The organism is Sphingobacterium sp. UBA2480 (genome assembly GCF_002341965.1).
Classification (GTDB): Bacteria; Bacteroidota; Bacteroidia; order Sphingobacteriales; family Sphingobacteriaceae; genus Sphingobacterium; species Sphingobacterium multivorum.
In genome coordinates, this window is sequence record NZ_DDPA01000007.1 from 1,139,228 (window position 1) to 1,157,211 (window position 17,984).

The 17,984-nt window shown below is 38.5% G+C and carries 10 protein-coding genes, 1 tRNA gene and 1 riboswitch; of the genes, 5 read left to right on the forward strand and 6 right to left on the reverse strand.

Annotation, left to right across the window (positions count from 1 at the left end; translation table 11 throughout):
- Window positions 1-62: 62 nt before the first annotated feature.
- From B3600_RS18005 to B3600_RS18020, 4 genes are all read right to left on the reverse strand, one after another.
- A complete protein-coding gene (locus tag B3600_RS18005; protein ID WP_046674614.1) occupies window positions 63-1,244 on the reverse strand; it encodes a homoserine dehydrogenase in 1,182 nt (393 codons plus the stop codon).
- 37 nt (window positions 1,245-1,281) lie between these two features.
- Entirely contained in the window at window positions 1,282-2,325 is a 1,044-nt protein-coding gene (locus B3600_RS18010) for a homoserine O-acetyltransferase family protein (protein WP_286753855.1), read from the reverse strand.
- Window positions 2,326-2,358: 33 nt separating this feature from the next.
- Window positions 2,359-3,669, reverse strand: a complete 1,311-nt coding sequence (locus B3600_RS18015; RefSeq protein WP_046674616.1) for an O-acetylhomoserine aminocarboxypropyltransferase/cysteine synthase family protein — start codon at window positions 3,667-3,669, stop codon at window positions 2,359-2,361.
- Window positions 3,670-3,924: 255 nt separating this feature from the next.
- Window positions 3,925-4,037, reverse strand: a riboswitch (SAM riboswitch).
- Between the two features lie 182 nt (window positions 4,038-4,219).
- The gene (locus B3600_RS18020; protein ID WP_286753856.1) at window positions 4,220-6,247 is read right to left on the reverse strand and encodes an FUSC family protein; all 2,028 of its coding nucleotides are present in this window, start codon (window positions 6,245-6,247) and stop codon (window positions 4,220-4,222) included.
- Window positions 6,248-6,589: 342 nt separating this feature from the next.
- Here B3600_RS18020 and B3600_RS18025 point away from each other — a divergent pair, with 342 nt between their 5' ends.
- Window positions 6,590-9,040 (forward strand): TonB-dependent receptor domain-containing protein, encoded by a 2,451-nt coding sequence (locus tag B3600_RS18025; protein WP_286753857.1) that lies wholly within the window; start codon window positions 6,590-6,592, stop codon window positions 9,038-9,040.
- A 108-nt stretch (window positions 9,041-9,148) separates the two neighbouring features.
- Here B3600_RS18025 and B3600_RS18030 read toward each other — a convergent pair whose 3' ends face one another.
- Entirely contained in the window at window positions 9,149-11,338 is a 2,190-nt protein-coding gene (locus tag B3600_RS18030) for a glutamine synthetase III (RefSeq protein WP_070565356.1), read from the reverse strand.
- Between the two features lie 175 nt (window positions 11,339-11,513).
- Complete coding sequence (locus tag B3600_RS18035) at window positions 11,514-14,333, reverse strand: S9 family peptidase (protein ID WP_286753858.1); 2,820 nt, start codon at window positions 14,331-14,333, stop codon at window positions 11,514-11,516.
- Window positions 14,334-14,428: 95 nt separating this feature from the next.
- On the opposite strand from B3600_RS18035, the gene B3600_RS18040 reads away from it, so the two are divergent.
- The 4 genes from B3600_RS18040 (at window position 14,429) to B3600_RS18055 (ending at window position 17,944) form a co-directional block, all read left to right on the forward strand.
- Complete coding sequence (locus tag B3600_RS18040; protein ID WP_046674621.1) at window positions 14,429-15,166, forward strand: SIMPL domain-containing protein; 738 nt, start codon at window positions 14,429-14,431, stop codon at window positions 15,164-15,166.
- Between the two features lie 114 nt (window positions 15,167-15,280).
- Window positions 15,281-15,360, forward strand: a tRNA-Leu gene (locus B3600_RS18045).
- 171 nt (window positions 15,361-15,531) lie between these two features.
- Window positions 15,532-16,779 (forward strand): site-specific integrase, encoded by a 1,248-nt coding sequence (locus B3600_RS18050; RefSeq protein ID WP_286753860.1) that lies wholly within the window; start codon window positions 15,532-15,534, stop codon window positions 16,777-16,779.
- 43 nt (window positions 16,780-16,822) lie between these two features.
- On the forward strand, window positions 16,823-17,944 hold the full coding sequence (locus B3600_RS18055) for a M48 family metalloprotease (RefSeq protein ID WP_286753861.1): 1,122 nt from the start codon (window positions 16,823-16,825) through the stop codon (window positions 17,942-17,944).
- Window positions 17,945-17,984: the final 40 nt, after the last annotated feature.

The following is a 17,984-nucleotide window of genomic DNA, read 5'->3' on the forward strand; positions in this document are numbered from 1 at the left end:
TATAAGATAAAAAAATAGCCCCATTCGGGGCTATTTTCAAGGTAGGTTGGTTTGTTGATTGCCTACGCGATTTCAGCAATAAAATTGCCCTCTTGATCCAAATCAGCTTTATGGGCTGCGATTTGTTGAAGATTAATATGTCCGATGACATATTTGAAATCTGGTGCGTAATATCGTTCTGTGATTTCACTGAAATTTAACTTTTCAATCAGTGTATCATCTGTATATCTCAAATAAACCTTAATTAAATAATCTTGGCTATAATTTAATGTGCTGGATTCTAAATGTTTTTTATACTCATAGCGGTATCCATAGCGAAGAGCCGCGATATCCGATAGCACAGCAGAACCTGTTGGGTGGCCACCTGCTCCTTTACCATAGAAAAATTGTTCGTCTGCAAAGGCCGCTTTCACCAATACTCCATTGTTCTCATTTTCTACATTATAGAGCATGCTGTCTTTGCCTACTAGGCGTGGTAATACATAAAGTACAACTTTGTCGCCGTCGATCTCTTTTGCCGTCGGTATCAATTTGATCTTGAGGTTCTTTTCTTTCGCAAAACGAATATCTTGCTGTCCCAATTTATCAATACCAATATTGAACACATCTTCTGGTTTGACATAGATACCGTACGCATGCGAAGCAACAATACATACCTTAAATTTGGGGTCAAATCCACCTACATCCAGCGTTGGATCTGTTTCTGCAAAACCAAGTTCTTGTGCTTTCTTTAAAGCATCTGTATATTGCTGATTTTCGTTGAAAACTTTAGATAAAATGTAGTTGGAAGATCCATTAAAAATACCGCTGACAGAATGCAGTAATTCATTGTCATAGTATTCTTCTAAATTCCGTATAATGGGAATACTTCCGCAAACGGCACCTTCATATAATAAACTGGTCCCGTATTCATGTTGGATATCAACCAGCTCTTCCAAATGGCTGGCAATCATTTTTTTATTGGCAGATACCACATTTTTCCCCGATTTCAAGGCACGAACAGTTAGTTGGTATGCTGCTTCGGCATCATCGATTAGTTCGACAACAGTATTAATTTCTGGGTCACCTAAAATTGTTTCGGCATCGGTAGAAAATAAATCTGCTGGTAGCGAGCGTTTTTTATCTCCGTTTTTAATGACAAATTTCTTGATCTCCAGATTAAGATCTTTGGTTTTGATGATATCGTAAAGACCTTGGCCTACGACACCAAACCCAAACATCCCTATTGTTAATTTATTACTCATATCTCTTCTTAAATTCTCTTATATATTATTTACTCTCTTATACTAATTCGTTTATGTATTCTTTTTGTTCCCGCAGAAAGCTGCTAATGATTTTTGTGAGTTTTTTTGTTTCGATCAAAAAGCCATCGTGGCCATAGGTCGATTCAATCTCTTGATAATGGGCATTGGGAACATGTTGCGCGATGAATTGTTGCTCTTGTGGCGGAAACAACAAATCTGTATTAACGCTCAGGACTAAAGTTGGACAATCAATGCTCGCCAAAGCAGATTCAATAGATCGTCTTCCCCGACCTAAATTGTGGCTGTCCATTGCTTTGGTCAGGAAATAATAGCTGTACGCATTATAGCGTTTCACCAATTTTTCACCCTGATAGTTCTGATAGGAGGATGCTTTATAATGATCGAGTTTTTCGTTATCATCTTCCTTTTGCGTGTTGGCATACGTTGTATAGTTGCGGTAAGACAACAGTGCCATAGCGCGTGCAACTTTCAATCCTTTAGCTCCACCATCAGGGTGATTGGCGTAAAAGGTTCGATCAGTTGTAATGGCCAGACGTTGACTTTCATTGAATGCAATACCCCATGGTGAGTGGACGGCATTTGTTCCAACCACGATGAGATGGTTGATGGCTATACTGTGCGATACGGCCCATTCCAATGCTTGTTGACCGCCTAATGACCCCCCGATAAGGATCTCTATTTGTTTGATTTCCAGGTGGTCCGCAAGGACTTGATGTGCGTGAACCAAATCCCTCACTGTGAATTCGGGGAAAGATAGGTAATAGGGTTGTCCGGTTGCTGGGTTTACAGATAGCGGATTACTGCTATTATATGCTGATCCTATGACATTGGCACAAATAATATAATAATCGTTTGCATCAAACAACTCACCTGTTCCAAAAAGACCGGACCACCAATCCAGCACATCTGCATTGGCCGTTAATGCATGGCAAACCCAGATCACATTGCTGCGATCTGCGTTGGGTTTGCCAAATGTTTCATAACTGATTTGTAAATCAGTAAGCTCTCTTCCATTTTCAAATACAAAAGGCTCCGGGTGCAGATATATATGCTTACTCATTTCAGTTTTAAGTTTTAAGCCGAAAAAATCTGATTATTTAATTTTATCAAAAGCTTGTTGTAAATCAGCTTTGATATCATCAATATGCTCTATTCCTACAGAAAGACGTAATAAGCCTTTGAAGACTCCGGCATTGGCTTGATCTTCATCACTCAATTGTTGATGGGTTGTAGCTGCTGGATGAATAATCAATGACTTCGTATCACCAACATTGGCTAAATGACTGATCAATTCTAAGCTGTCGATAAAGCTATTGGCCTTTTGCGCTGCGTCACCTTTAAGCTGGAAAGAAAGTACCGCGCCATAGCCATTTTTAAGGTATTTTTGTGCGTTAGCGAAGCTCGGAGAGCTTTTTAATCCCGGATAGTTTACTTTTTCTACCTGTGGATGCGCCTCAAGCCATTTTGCGACCTCTAAAGTGTTGTCTACATGGCGTTGCACCCGCAAAGACAAGGTTTCAAGTCCTTGTAATAATAAAAATGAATTGAAAGGGGAGAGTGCTGGTCCGAAATCCCGGAGCCCTTCCACACGCGCCCGAATGGCAAATTGAATATTTCCGAATGGTCCGCTTTCACCGAAAACTTCGGAAAATACTAAACCATGATAGCCTTCAGATGGTTCGGAAAATTGCGGGTATTTTCCATTGCCCCAATTGTAGTTTCCGCCGTCGACGATGACACCGCCAATGCTTGTGCCATGTCCACCGATCCATTTAGTTGCCGATTCAACAACCACATTTGCACCATACTCCAGAGGTTTAAATAAATAACCTCCGGCTCCAAAAGTATTGTCGACGATTAATGGTAAGTCATATTTTTTTGCTACGGCAGCAATTTTTTCAAAGTCGGGAATATTGAAACTTGGGTTTCCGATTGTTTCAACATAGATTGCTTTTGTTTTATCATCAATGAGCGCTTCAATTTTATCTGCTTCGGCGTCTGTTGCAAAACGAGCTTCGATGCCTAGGCGCTTAAAAGAAACTTTAAACTGGTTGAATGTACCGCCGTATAAGTTGGATCCCGCAACAAAATTGTCACCACTTTCCAAAATATTATTTAAAGCTATAAACTGTGCCGCCTGGCCGGATGCAACAGCAACAGCTGCAACTCCACCTTCCAGTGCCGCAATACGTTGTTCGAAAACATCCGTAGTAGGGTTCATAATCCGTGTATAAATATTACCGAACTGCTTTAATGCAAATAAGTTTGCGCCGTGTTCGGCATTTTCAAATACAAAAGATGTTGTTTGATATATAGGAACTGCTCTAGATCCCGTAGTAGGGTCAGCGACTTGGCCAGCGTGAACCTGAAGAGTTTCGAATTTTAAATTTTTGTTTGAAGACATAATATATCAGATTTTAAGGGTTCAAAAAGAAATTGCAAAGTAAAAAGAGAAGCATACACACCTCCTTGAAGGGTCTGTTAAATCTTTATCCAAGAAAACGGAAATGATTTTTAACAAGCATGGAAGTGCATATGCATACGCATTCGCATCGATACAATTGTACGATGGGTTACACTTTCGCTTATCGTGCGGTTCACTTGTGTTGAACCTGAATTTTTAATGGACTTCAGTAATTTAATAATCATTGTCTTATGTCATTTATATGCTCCAAAACGATATTGTTTTGGACAGGAATTGGCACCTTTTCAAACAAATTGAAGGTTGCCAGTGGGTCATTGAGCCAGTCTCTCGCCACTTCTTTATAAATCAAGACCTACTGATGAAGGGAGGTGTTGATTAGAAATCTTCTTTCGAAGACGACACAAATATAAACTCTTTTTTTATTAAAGCAAAAGAAATGCTATTTTTTAGTTAAAGGAATTTTGAATAACATGCCGATTGGCATCACATATCTTCCGATGAAACCGCAAAAGTAACTGTCAATCGGGTATTATGATTTCTTTAAATTGATCCGTTCTGCAGTTTGATTTAAATCTGTTAGAAGAGGTTTAAGCGCATCGATTCTACTATGGATATCATAGGCGAGGTGGCGATTCGTCTTTTTGTTTAAAGATAGCGAGAGGCCCACCAAATGGGAATTGACCTGATATGCGAGTGCCTGAAAATGGTGAATATGTGACCAATCCATCCATTTGTGCTCGGGTTCTTTTTTCATTTGATTGATGGCGTCTGAAAACAGGGCCATGGCGGTCTGCGCCTTTTTACGAGCCAGTCGTATATCAAACGAACTTTGTCGTTCGTCCGACAGACGGTTATTGATGATCTGGAAATAATGCGCGTTGTAAAGGGATACCTCTTTTGCCAGCTGAACCATGCCTGTGCTCTGGCGTACAGGTATCAAGAAATAACCCGCTATAGCCAAGAATGCTCCAATCAGTGTGAAAAGTATTCGGCTGCCTAAAATGAGATTGATGTTCCCTTCGAACAGATTGAGCGCAATCACAATTCCCAAGGTAATGAAGATGACACTGACCATATAATTAGATCGGTTGAACAAAAAGAATCCAAAAAGACCCAATGCAGCTATGGTTAGGAGTGCTGGAAGAAAATGAATAGAAATTAAGCAGAACACACCAACTATAATACCCGAGAATGTACCGACAATACGTTCTATATTACGGGTTTTTGTCATTGAAAATGCTGGCCTGGCAACAATAGCGATCGTCAGTAAGATCCAATAGGTATATTTAAAATCCAAAAATAAAATACCGATCAATGCACCTGTTCCAAAAAGAAGAGCCATCCGAACCGCAAATCGAAAAAGCGGATTATTCAGATGGAGTTTACTTTTTAGATCAGCGAGATTACGTAATGGTCGACTGATAAATTGTTGGTACTCGCTGGTGTCAATCTTATCCTGAATTTCCTGATTTTGATAAAAAGCGACCTGGATTCTGTTGAGTACATCAATAATTGCTTCGATGTTGCTTATGATAGAACATAATATACCTTTTGCTGGATCGGCCTGTTGTTCTTGAATTTCTTTTAAATCCCGTAAGAGGGCATTAATTTTAAAGTTATTATGGTATAATTGATGTGCATACCGGAACCTCTTGTCGGGTTGTGAAAAGCTATCGATTTCTAACGCTAATAATTTGATTGTGTGACGAATTATGGGAAGGCTGCCCGTGTCTGCAAGATTTTTGCGAATTGCATCGTAGTCATGATCAAGCGCAATAATTAACTCATGGAGGTCAATTAATCCATAAACCTGACTAAGCCAATAATTGCTTTTATGCCACTGTTGGCTTATGATTTTTTTTTCTCGAAACAGAAGAGACCTGATTTGTTCCTGCTGTTCGCTGATCTGGCCATGAATTTTTCCTACGCGACTGTACGTAATATTCAAAGGAATATCGGGATCGTAAGACTGTGATCGTATCAATAGAAATTGGGACAATCCATGAAAGCCATTAGCCATGGCATGTTTTAAAGAGCGATAAGGTTGTATATAGGCTTGTAAAAGGCTAAAAAAGTAATATATTATGGACCCTGTTGTAATCTGTAAGCTAACCGCAAAGGGGTGTTGTGGGGCCATTCCGATCACAAAACTCATGAGAATCAATGTCATGTTTCCAATTGCAGCATAGCGGGCTCCAAAAATGCCGTATAAGGTGCATATAAAACCGGCTGCCGCTAGCACGATAACCAAGGGCCAATGATAGGGAAATACAATAGCTGTAAACAATGATGCAACAAAGAAGGTGGGAATACATACTAGAGCTGAAGAAAGTTTATCTTTTCTGTTGCCAGGAGGATCGGTGAGTGTCGTTAACAACGATCCGACACCGATTCCGATAGCCGTGCTCGCTTGCGCTCCCAATAAATAGATCGCCAAACTTGGTAAAATACTGATGGCAACATTACGTAATGCGTCTCCAGCATGCTCGCCATGCATAAATCGTATCATAAGGATATAAATACGGTAGAGTCTTTTCTTCAATGATACAGTGCTCATGAATCAGTTTACTAATTTTCGATGCAAAAATACAAATATTATGCTTAATATTTTTTGTATACAATTTATTTGTTTTGAATTTTATTTGTTTTTTGAATTTTTATTTTGATTCGATGTCTTTTTCCTACGATATGTTTCAGAAGATTCAAAATTAGCTCGTATGATCCTATCCGCTGTAAAAGCGATCAGCGAAGGATAGGGTTTACCGATATTATTTGGTTGTCTACCGAGTGAATCGCACTACCTGTCTATTTCTGCTAGTCAACGTGTAATGAATACACGAGGTTTGTTGTCATTATTATGAAGTTGACTATCCGATCGATAGCCCAAAGAAATTACATTATGAAACCACAAAAAATTAAATTGCTCTTATTTTCTATTGTTTTATTCCTGTGTTCTAATGCCGGACCCGTTTCAGCACAGTCTGACGAGGGGAAATTACGTACTGTCGTTGTTGGGCAGGACAACAAGCCCATTGCAGCCGCAAATATTTCACTGTTTCGTAAACCCAATGATGTCTTGTTAAAAGGAACCTTATCCAACGAAAATGGAGAAATTGTGTTGTTTGCGATACCCGAGGGGAAGTACAGTTTACAGGTGTCCACGGTGGGTTATGGTACTTATCGTTCTGGGGAAATAATGCTGCGTGCGGGTGATTTCAAGGTGCTGGATACGATTCGATTACAGCTGGAAAGTAAAGTGCTGGATGAGGCGCAGGTAATTGGCAAGAAGCCATTAATTGAAAGTCACCTTGATAAAGTTGTGCTCAATGTCGAGAACAGTATTTTGGCAACCGGAAATAACGCATTGGAACTCTTGCAAAAGGTCCCGGGGGTAACTTTAGACAACAAAAAGATCAACCTTCGTGGAAAAAGTAATGTGATCATCATGATTGATGGTAAGCCTACTTATCTTTCTGCAGATGAAGTGTCGCGCTTATTGGAAAATACAGCTTCAAATGCAATAGCCTCGATCGAAGTACTCACCAATCCACCTGCAAAATATGATGCGGCAGGGAATGCAGGAATTATTAATATTAAGACAAAGAGGAATACGCAATTTGGAAGTAATGTTAGTTTAAACCTCAATTTAGGGCAGGGTAAATATACAAAGGCTGATGGTGGCTTTCTCATAAACCATCGTAACAATTGGGTGAACTTATTTTCTTCCTATAACTATGCAACTGCCTTAGGCTTTAATGATTTAGATATCGATAGGGCTGTAGATACCAAAAGCGGGACGACTTTTTTCAATTCGGATTCTTATTCGAAATTCCGCTATCGAGGCCATAATTTCAAATTTGCGGCAGATTTTAACCTGGGGAAACAGGAGGTCATTGGATTTGTGGTTAATGGTAATGTAAGCAATGGTCATTCAACACGGGAGGGAAGCAATCTGATCGCTTCTCAAAAAGGAAAGCTTGATTCGGTAGTATTAGGAAGTAATTTGTCAGATTTTAAATACCATTACCTCACTTATAATCTGAATTACAAAAAGACATTTGATACCTTAGGGACTGAATTGACATTTAATGGGGACTATTCATATTCGAAAAATAATGACAATAGCACTGTTGGAAACCATTTTTTGGACGCAAACTGGGAAGAATTTAAATCACCGCATATTTTCCGGAATGATATGCTTTCTAAGACAAAAATATTAGTTTTTAAAACCGATTTTGTGCATCCTTTTAATAAAACGACGAAACTCGAGGCGGGGTTAAAATATAGCCGCGTAAAAACAGATAATAATTTGTTGTACGAAGATCAGGATCAGCAAGGCGAGTTTGTGCAAAATAATGGTCAAAGTAATCATTTTTTGTACAATGAAAATATAGCAGCAGCTTATTTCAGTTTAAATAAATCGTTCGGAAAGTTTTCGGTACAAACTGGACTGCGTGTTGAAAATACGAACTCCCTAGGAAACTCAGTGACGCTTGAGCAACAAACAAAACGTACCTATACCGATTTTTTTCCATCAATATTTGTACAGCAACAGATTAATGATAATCACAAGCTTGGTGCGAGTTATAGCAGACGTATTGACCGCCCTGATTATGGGTCATTGAATCCCTTTGTGTATTATTTGGATCAATACACGTATCAGTATGGCAACCCTTATTTAAATCCACAATATACCAATTCGTATGAAGTAAATTATACCTTTAAAGATCGCTATTTACTGAGTTTGGGCTATAAGAGGACCAACGATGCAATCACTCAGGTCATAGAAAGTAATTCAGAGACCAAAGCTATTGCACAGACCGATCGAAATTTGGCTTATTTTGATTATTACAACATGAATGTCAATATACCCGTTAAGCTTTTTAAATGGTGGAGTATTTCTAACAATGCCAGCGCTTTTTATAATAAGTTTAGTTTTGATGAGCACTCCGGAGCGCAACGCCAATTGGAAAAGTTATCGTTTCAGGTAAGTTCCAATCATGATATCCGAATTGGGGAAACAACAAACCTGGAGCTGACGGGCAATTATTTCTCGCCAGCAGTATATGGCGTATTTAGTTTTCAGTCTTACTATGGCATTGATCTAGGTGCAGGTAAAACATTTCTTGACAAAAAATTGAATGTCAAGTTGGGTATAAATGATGTCTTGAATACAAGAGGCCAGCGCAGACTGTCGAGTTATCAGGAAAATGGATACTATCGTATACGAAATGCATATGATAGTCGGGTTATCCGATTGTCTGTTTCTTATCGTTTTGGTAATATGAATATTAAGTCAGTCAATAAAAAGGGGGGGGATAATGACGAAGATAATCGATTAAAAAAATAGGAGCTATTGTTGTGAGAGGAGGTAAGGAGCAAGAGATGACGAACGTTCCCCTAAAACAAAAAGAGCCAGCAATATCGCCGGCTCTTTTTGTTTTATTGGGAAGTTATCTTAACTTAAAAATAAGATCTCTCTCAATTTTGGAAGAGGCCATTTTTTGTCATCAACAATTTTCTCCAATTTGTTGACATGATAACGGATCACATCGAAATATGGTTTAACCAATTCATCGTAAGCGATTGATCTCTCACGTACATCATCAATTTGGTTTGCTTTTTTACGTTCTTGACGCATTGCTTCAGCTTGCTCCAAGATGGTATTTACGTGTGTTGAAATACGTTCTACAAAGTTCAATTGAGAGCTGAATGCTGCTTGTGCCAGACCCAGGTCTTTTAATCCTTTGACGTTTTCAATCAATTCGTTTTGATAAATGAAACATGCCGGGGCGATTTGGTTGTTAACCATCTCTTCGATGACACGCGCCTCAATTTGTAATTTTTTATAGAAGTTTTCAAGCAAAATTTCGTGGCGAGCTTCTGATTCACGTTTGGTATAAATACCTAGTGATTCAAACAGGGCTAAAGATTCTTCTTTTACATAAACATCTAATGCTTTAGGTGTCGATTTGATGTTAGAAAGACCACGTGCTTCGGCCTCTTTTTCCCATTCTTCGCTGTATCCATTGCCTTCAAAGCGGATAGCTTTTGAATCTTTGATGTATTTGCGGACAACATTTAAGATCGCAAGATCTTTTTTCGTGCCTTTTTTGATTTGTTTATCTACTTCTGTTTTGAACTCGATCAATTGCGCTGCAACGATCGCATTCAACACGGTCATCGGTAAAGCGGAGTTTGCAGAAGAACCAACAGCGCGGAATTCAAACTTGTTACCTGTAAAGGCAAATGGTGAAGTACGGTTCCGGTCTGTATTGTCCAGTTTTAATTCAGGAACTTTAGGAATACCATGCCATAAGTTTGCCTCTGCTTTTACTTTTTTAGCAACACGAGCAGATTCAACTTCTTCCAAAAGCTCATCCAATTGAGAGCCTAAGAAAATTGAAATAATTGCTGGTGGAGCCTCATTTGCACCCAGACGGTGATCGTTGCTTGCACTAGCGATAGAAGCGCGCATCAAATCAGCGTATTCATAAACAGCTTTGATGGTATTGACGAAGAAAGTCAAGAACATCAAATTGTTTTTAGGTGTTTTTCCAGGAGATAATAAATTTACACCAGTATTTGTGATTAAAGACCAGTTGTTGTGTTTACCAGATCCGTTGACACCAGAGTATGGTTTTTCATGCAACAATACTTTGAAGTTGTGTCTTAAAGCAACTTGTTCCATGACATTCATCAACAATTGGTTGTGATCGATGGCCAAGTTGATTTCTTCGTACATTGGAGCACATTCAAATTGAGAAGGTGCAACTTCGTTGTGACGAGTCTTTAAAGGAATACCTAATTTTAGCGCTTCGTTTTCCAAGTCCACCATGTACGCTAATACGCGCTCTGGAATCGCACCAAAATAGTGGTCTTCCAATTGTTGGCCTTTGGCCGACATGTGGCCAAATAACGTACGGCCCGTTAACTGAAGATCTGGACGAGCATTATATAAGGAAAGGTCAACCAAGAAATACTCTTGTTCAATACCTAGAGAAGCGTTTACTTTAGTGACCGATTTGTCAAAATATTGAGCAACATCCGTTGCCGCTTTATCTACTGCGTTGATGGCTTTCAATAAAGGAGCTTTATAGTCTAATGATTCACCCGTATAGGAAACAAAAACTGTTGGAATACATAATGTTTTACCAGCACCTGTTTCGTAAATGAATGCAGGAGAAGATGGGTCCCAAGCTGTATATCCTCTAGCTTCGAATGTATTACGGATACCACCATTTGGGAAAGAAGATGCATCGGGCTCTTGTTGAACTAATGCGTCAGCAGTAAATTTTTCAATGGCTTCACCGTTTTCGTCTGGCTCAAAAAAAGCATCATGTTTTTCAGCAGTCGAACCCGTTAAAGGTTGAAACCAGTGTGTGTAGTGAGAAACGCCGTGGTTAAGTGCCCAAGTTTTCATGGCCTGTGAAATGTGTTCAGCCAAATCTCTTGAAATAATCTGTCCCTCTTCAATGGATGCAACTAACTCCTTGTATGAATTTTTAGGAAGGTAGTCTTTCATTTTGTTTACGGAAAAAACATTCTTTCCGTAAATGTCAGTTGCTTTTTTAGTTTCAACTTTTTCAAATGAAGCAATTTGGCGTGAGCCTGCTGCTTCTACTGCTTTGAATCTTAGGTTCGACATTTGTATTTTGTAGTTAAATTACAGTTTTGTTGATTTTGTTTTTCAAAAATATTGTGTTTTTATTGAAAACTGAAATTTTTTTTGATGTTTTTTGTGAAATAATTCAAAAATTATGGTTTTTGGCTAATAAAAAAGGTGTGATTTATATAAATCACACCTTTTTTATTGTTTTGTGTTATAATTCGAATCCCCAGTCTATTCCTTTTTCGGTGGCAGGTACTCCTTTCTTCATCCAAGCAGGAGCGGGGGCACCTTTTAGGAAATGATCGAAGAATTGCTGTTCGCGAATTTGTATATCCTTACGGTTTTGTCGAAGTATGAGGTTATGTTCATCACCATTATAATTCAGCATCCATACAGGTTTGTTTAATCGGCGTAACGCAGTAAACATTTCAATACCTTGATACCATGGCACGGCCCCGTCGTTGTCATTAGCCATAATGACAACAGGAGTTTTAACTTTATCCAAATGGAATAAAGGTGAATTTTCGATATATAGTTCTGGAGCTTCCCACAGGGTTTTTCCGATGCGGCTTTGTGTATGTTCGTATTGGAACTGGCGGGACATACCGCTTTGCCAGCGTATTCCGCCATAGGCAGATGTCATGTTGACGACAGGAGCACCAGTCCATGCTGCAGCGTACATATTGGTCCGCGTAATGAGGTGAGCAACTTGATAACCGCCCCAACTTTGGCCCTGTATTCCCATCTTTGTGCTATCAACCCATGCATTCTGAGCGAGGTATCTCATCCCAGAATTGATGTATTCTTCAGCTGATTTACCCGGATGACCTGTTTTGTAGCTTATATTTGGCGCAAATACCAGGTACTCGTTACTTACAAAATAGGGGATGTTCAAACGCGATGGCGTAGGAGCAGGGGGTTGATACGTATATAATCCATCTGAAAGCTTTTCATAGAAGTAAGCTATAATGGGATATTTTTTTGCAGGATCAAAATTTTCTGGTTTATAAAGAATTCCCTCAGCCTGATTTCCTTCGGGCGTTGTCCAATGGACTAACTCCGCTGTCCCCCAGTTGTAATTTGCCTGTTGCTGATTAATATTGGATAGTTGTAATTCGTCTTTGAACTTTATGGTATTGGTGTAGATATTAGGCGAATTCATATAATCCTCTTTACTGTACAGTATCGTTTGTTGATCCGCTGAAGAGCTGATATTCCTGAACGTTTTTGCCTCCACCAAAAGACTTTTAGGATCGCTATGCTGCCCCTTGAACTGGTAGAAACCAGATTCTTTGGTTTTATTGTCAAAGGAAGTTAGAAAACCACCCTTTTTATAGTCGAGTGTTGTGGCTTGTTCGCGGTCCTCTTCTCTTTTTAGCGGTAAGTAGCGGAAAGTTGTCTGCGATGCAGCTCCATAGCCGTTGGTCAAGATGGATTTGTTGGAACCGTCCAAGTTAAAATACCAGATATCATACCTCGAATTGACGTAAATCCCTTTAAAGTCCGGACTCCATGCTGCCATGCCATATCCTTGCGCGGCAGTAGGCATATCATTTTCCTCGTCGGCAAAGGACGCTGGTATACCGTCATTTAGCACAATCTTTTTCTTTGAACTAACCTGATAGGAATTCCAGGAACCTTTATCTTGGTCGAAATATACGATGTATTTTGCGTCAGGACTTAAGATTGCATTTCCTGAAAAGTTTGAAAGGATTAACTCTTTATTTCCTGTTTTTGTTGAAACCAGATAAATGTCGTCTCGTGTACTGCCTTCCCATTGACTTGCGATGCGCTTGCCAAAATCAGTGCGAGCTAAGATATACTCTTCATTTCCGTCCGGTGTAAGTGCGGTGGAGTTAAATGTTTGGTCCGTAAGGGGAATAATGTTGCGATTATATTTGGGGTAAGTAACCGCTAAGAAATTTCTTGCAAGATCTTTCTTTAAATTGACCAACTGCATGGGCTGTAAATAGTCGTCTTGCCAGTTCCAAACGTCCACTTTAGCATGCTCAAAATCAACCAAAGTGGTGTCTCTGACACGTGGTATTGGTGCTATGCCGAAAAATAGCTTCTCCCCATTTTTGCTGAAACGGATATCGCCATCCCCACTAACGGCCCAGTCTTTAGGTATACCATTGCTTGTTTTTGTTGCGAGGTATTGGGCTGTATCTATACCATTGGCATAATAATATAGATTGTAATTTTTTAGTAATGCCTTTTCATTGGAGAGATCCCCCAGGTAAGCGAGCTGATTACCTGATTCATCAAATTTGAAATTTTTATAATTACCTTTTCCATTTGATATCTTTTTAAGCTTTTTAGTTGCTATTTCGTAAAGGTAGACTCCAGATTCTTTTGATAGGCTATCTTTTGAATCTGTTTTTTTTGAAAAAACGATTTTTGATCCATTTTTATTCCATTCGTATTGATCTACAGATGAGAATTGCACCGAATCACCAGAATTTAGATCATATAAAGCAAGCGTTGCCACTGTTTTTTTCTTTTTATCGCTGCCTTTCTTTGCTTGTGTGGCATCAGTAGCCGTTTTTGAATCAGGTTTTTCATTTATTTCCTTGTCGAAAAGAAAAGAGACGAAATTGTTGTTTTGATCAGCAATTTTATAGGATTTTACCTGCGCAAATTTGACAAGGGATGACGTTGTTACATTGTAGATTGCCAATGAATCTTTTGGGAGATCTTCGGCTTTCTTCTTTTTGATCTTGGCTTCGCGGGTTAAGGCAAATGGCGCTTTGACCAAACTTAACAGATGATTTTCGGTATCTGTTAGTTTTCCATTATACCCACGGGGAATTTGAATGATTTCTTTGTTCTCTTTGGTTTTGAGAAAAAGCTGATTGTCGCCTTCTTGTGGAACGACCTGGAATAGGATAAATTTTCCCGATTTACTGATATAGGGTGATGATACGCTTTGCCAACTATCATATACCGTATGATCCAATGGTTTCTTTTGCGCATGGGCAGCGAATGCAGCCAGAAAACAAAATGGAATACAGATACTTTTCTTATTCATATTTTTAAACCTTTTTGTCGCAATTTATTCATAAAAAATAAATAAACATCGATTTTTTGGTATATTCATTGTTACGTAAACATAAAAAACTGGTTATGAAATCATCATCCGCTGTTATTATTTCGATTATAATGGGCGTTGTGCTCTTGCTCGGCACCTGGATATTGGGTACAGCTTATCGCTATAAGTTTAAATCGACGCAGACAATCACTGTTAATGGTAATGCCAAAAAAGATTTTGAATCCGATTTAGTCAAATGGAGTGCTACTTTTAGCCGAAAGAATTATGAATTGAGTGCTGCTTCAGCACAATTGGCTACCGATAGAGATTTGGTGCGGGACTTTTTAGTACAACAGGGGGTTAAGGCTGACGAGATCCGTTTCGAGGCTGTTAATATTGCCAAAGACTTTGAATATCATACCGATGGAAAAGGCAATGGTTATAATACTTTTTCCGGTTATACCTTATCGCAGGCCGTCAGTGTCGAATCAAAAGACTTAAATAAAGTTGACAATGCTTCAAGAGAAATATCGACATTAATTTCCAAGGGGATAGAACTTAGCTCCAGTACCCCTAACTATTATTACTCCAAGCTAGAGGATCTAAAGCTGGAACTTATTTCACAGGCTTCAAAAAATGCACATCAACGTGCAGAGAATATCGCAAAGGAATCGAATGCCGGATTGGGTAATCTGGTAAAGGCCGATCTGGGAATTTTTCAGATAACGGGACAAAACGACAACGAAGAATACTCTTCAGGTGGTGCATTTAATACAGCATCAAGAAAAAAAACAGCTAATATCACAGTTAAAGCAAGTTTTTTGAGTAACTAATGAAAAATTATTTGACTGAATCTCAGTCCTATATTGGTTTTGATTGAAAATTTATTCAAAAAGTTTTCTCCTTTTCAATAAAAAACCTACTTTTGCATCATCCCAAACGGATATGCCCGGATGGCGGAATTGGTAGACGCGCTGGTCTCAAACACCAGTGGGAAACCGTGCCGGTTCGACTCCGGCTCCGGGTACTAAAAGGGTCTTAACATTACACATGATAAGGCCCTTTTTGATTAAAATACCCTTTTGGGAACATAGAATCAACTCCTTGACACGGGTGGTTTAGTTTTAATGCCGAAATTTTGTAGACATGATGTAGACAAGATCAAGGCCTGTATTAATCTTTATCATCACCCGTAGTAATGTTCAAAATTTCTTTAAAACTCTTTACGTGGAAAGCACGCATACAGCAAAATGGAATGTCTGCTCTGTATGTTGAATCTTATATTTCAGGTATTGGGCCAAAGGCCGATAGAAAACAATTCAATCTAAACTTGGAATGGCCAGCTGACAAAATAGATTTCGGCAAGAATGAGCTCCGCCAGCGTTTCAAAAATGATCCTGATGTAAATGATTATAACTTGATCATTCGCGACCATATATCGAAGATAAACGAGATTGCAAAAAGGTTCCGTCTTCAGAACAGGATCTTGTCAAATGAAATGGTCGAGAGGGAGCTATTATATTTTGATGCTTCTCGATCATTGGTCGCATTTATGCAGTTGTCAAGAAGAGAGCGCTATACTTCAAAAGAGATTGTCAAACGTACTTATATGAACCATCTTAGCACTATCAATTCGATCATTGACTTTAGACCGCTGACAGTATTCCCTGAGATCGACAAGAAATGGTTTGCGGATTATCGAAATTATCTCAAGTCTGAAATCCGGGAGAATGGCAGAATCGTTAAGAAGGCTATTCAGGATAATACCGTTTGGACACGGATCAAAGATGTGAAAGCATATTTAGCCATTGCTAGCGAGCAGCATGGAATATATGTTCCCGAGTTTGGCCCCAAAGAAGTCAAGAATTCATATCACAAAAAAGAAGCTATATACCTACGTAAGGAAGAGGTAATTAAACTGATCAACAAATTGGATGAAGGTGCTTTAGGCGCCCAGGATTACCAAGTGCTATCTGCATTCCTTTTTTGCTGCTTTACAGCATTCCGGATTTCGGATCTTTACGAATCAACTTATCAATGGATGGTGTCGGATAACTTCCTCCAGTTCCTAATGGTTAAAAACTCAGAAAATAAACCGAAGACTATAACGATACCTCTTATCCCAATTGCAAAAAGATTCATATCTAATAATAGGGGAAAGTTCTTTGACTTGCCTACTGAGCAAGAGTATAACCGGACATTAAAAGTATTTATGAGGGAATGTAATATAAATAAAAAGGTGACTAGCCATACGGCACGACATACTTTTGGGCATTTGTTTATGAAATTTGGCGGGAATATACTTGCTTTAAATAAGATATTAGGGCATACCAAAATCGAAACAACGATGACTTATGCTCATTTGGACGACGACGATAACTTGGATCTGGCGCTTAAGGTTAACGATGAGTTCAGTGATCTGCCCAAATTGAAAATTATTGCATAAAATTTTTATATTTAATCACTAGTTTTTTTATTTAAATATTATTATGAAAAGTAACAAAGAAATTTTTCAAGAAAACTTTAACTCAGGGGGGTACATTGAACCACATCAAAGTGTAGTTGGACTCAAGGAAAAGCTAAATCAGGTAGCAAAAGATTTTAGTGGGCCAGAAATAGATATTTATGTAGATTTTATTGACGATACAACAGTCAATGCGTTCGCTACGAAAATAGAAAACACTTACTTTATTGGGATAAATATAGGTGTATTATCCCTATATGACTTTTTCGCACAGAAGATTAGCGCCAATCCAAACCTGTTGGTTGAATTTGGAGAGTCAGCCGGAGAGTCAGATACTGAATTGATAGATTTGAAGTCTATAAATGATTCAAATGTTTTAGAAAACGTATTAAAGCCTAAACCTACTACCAAAAGTAGGACTATTCTTGCAAATTGGATTTTCCAGCAATCGATACTTAATATATTTTTTCATGAATTAGGTCATATTCTTAATGGCCATGTTGATTTATTATTATCTGGTGGTGTTGGATTCATTCAAGAATATTCCTCAGTAAAAAGTAAAATGTCAGCAATGGCTAGTTTGGATCGTCAAACTATGGAAATAGATGCAGATGCTTATTCTGCTCGTAGTACTTTTAACACTTTGATGGAAGAATATAATACTAATTACCAGGGCTGTAGGGATATACTAAAAAATGAAAATTATGTGTTTAGATTATGGGCATTTGTCAGGATGCTTTCCTGGCGTATTTTAGAGAACAATTTTATTGGTGAAAATCTATTATCAATTACCCATCCTCCAACAAGTTTAAGATATGTATTTTCTAGGGTATCAATTGTTAGTTTGTTATCTTATCGTAACATGGATGTAGACCAATTTCACATCGCCTACATGAGTGGAAGTAATGAAGCTGACCACGCTCTAAAAACTATCTTAACTAATAATTTTATATCTGACACACTTCCAGGAAATATTGGAATTTTACACAATACACATGGCGCTATTATATTCTGTCATTGGGACGATTTACGTGAAAAATTATTACAAAAAACACACATACCGTTAAGAGATCCAAATGTGTTTTTTGACACAGAAGCGGATCGTGAATTCCAAAATCAATATAAGCTGCTTAGGGAACGTATTTAGATAGACGAATTATTACAATAATAAAAAAGGGACGATTGAT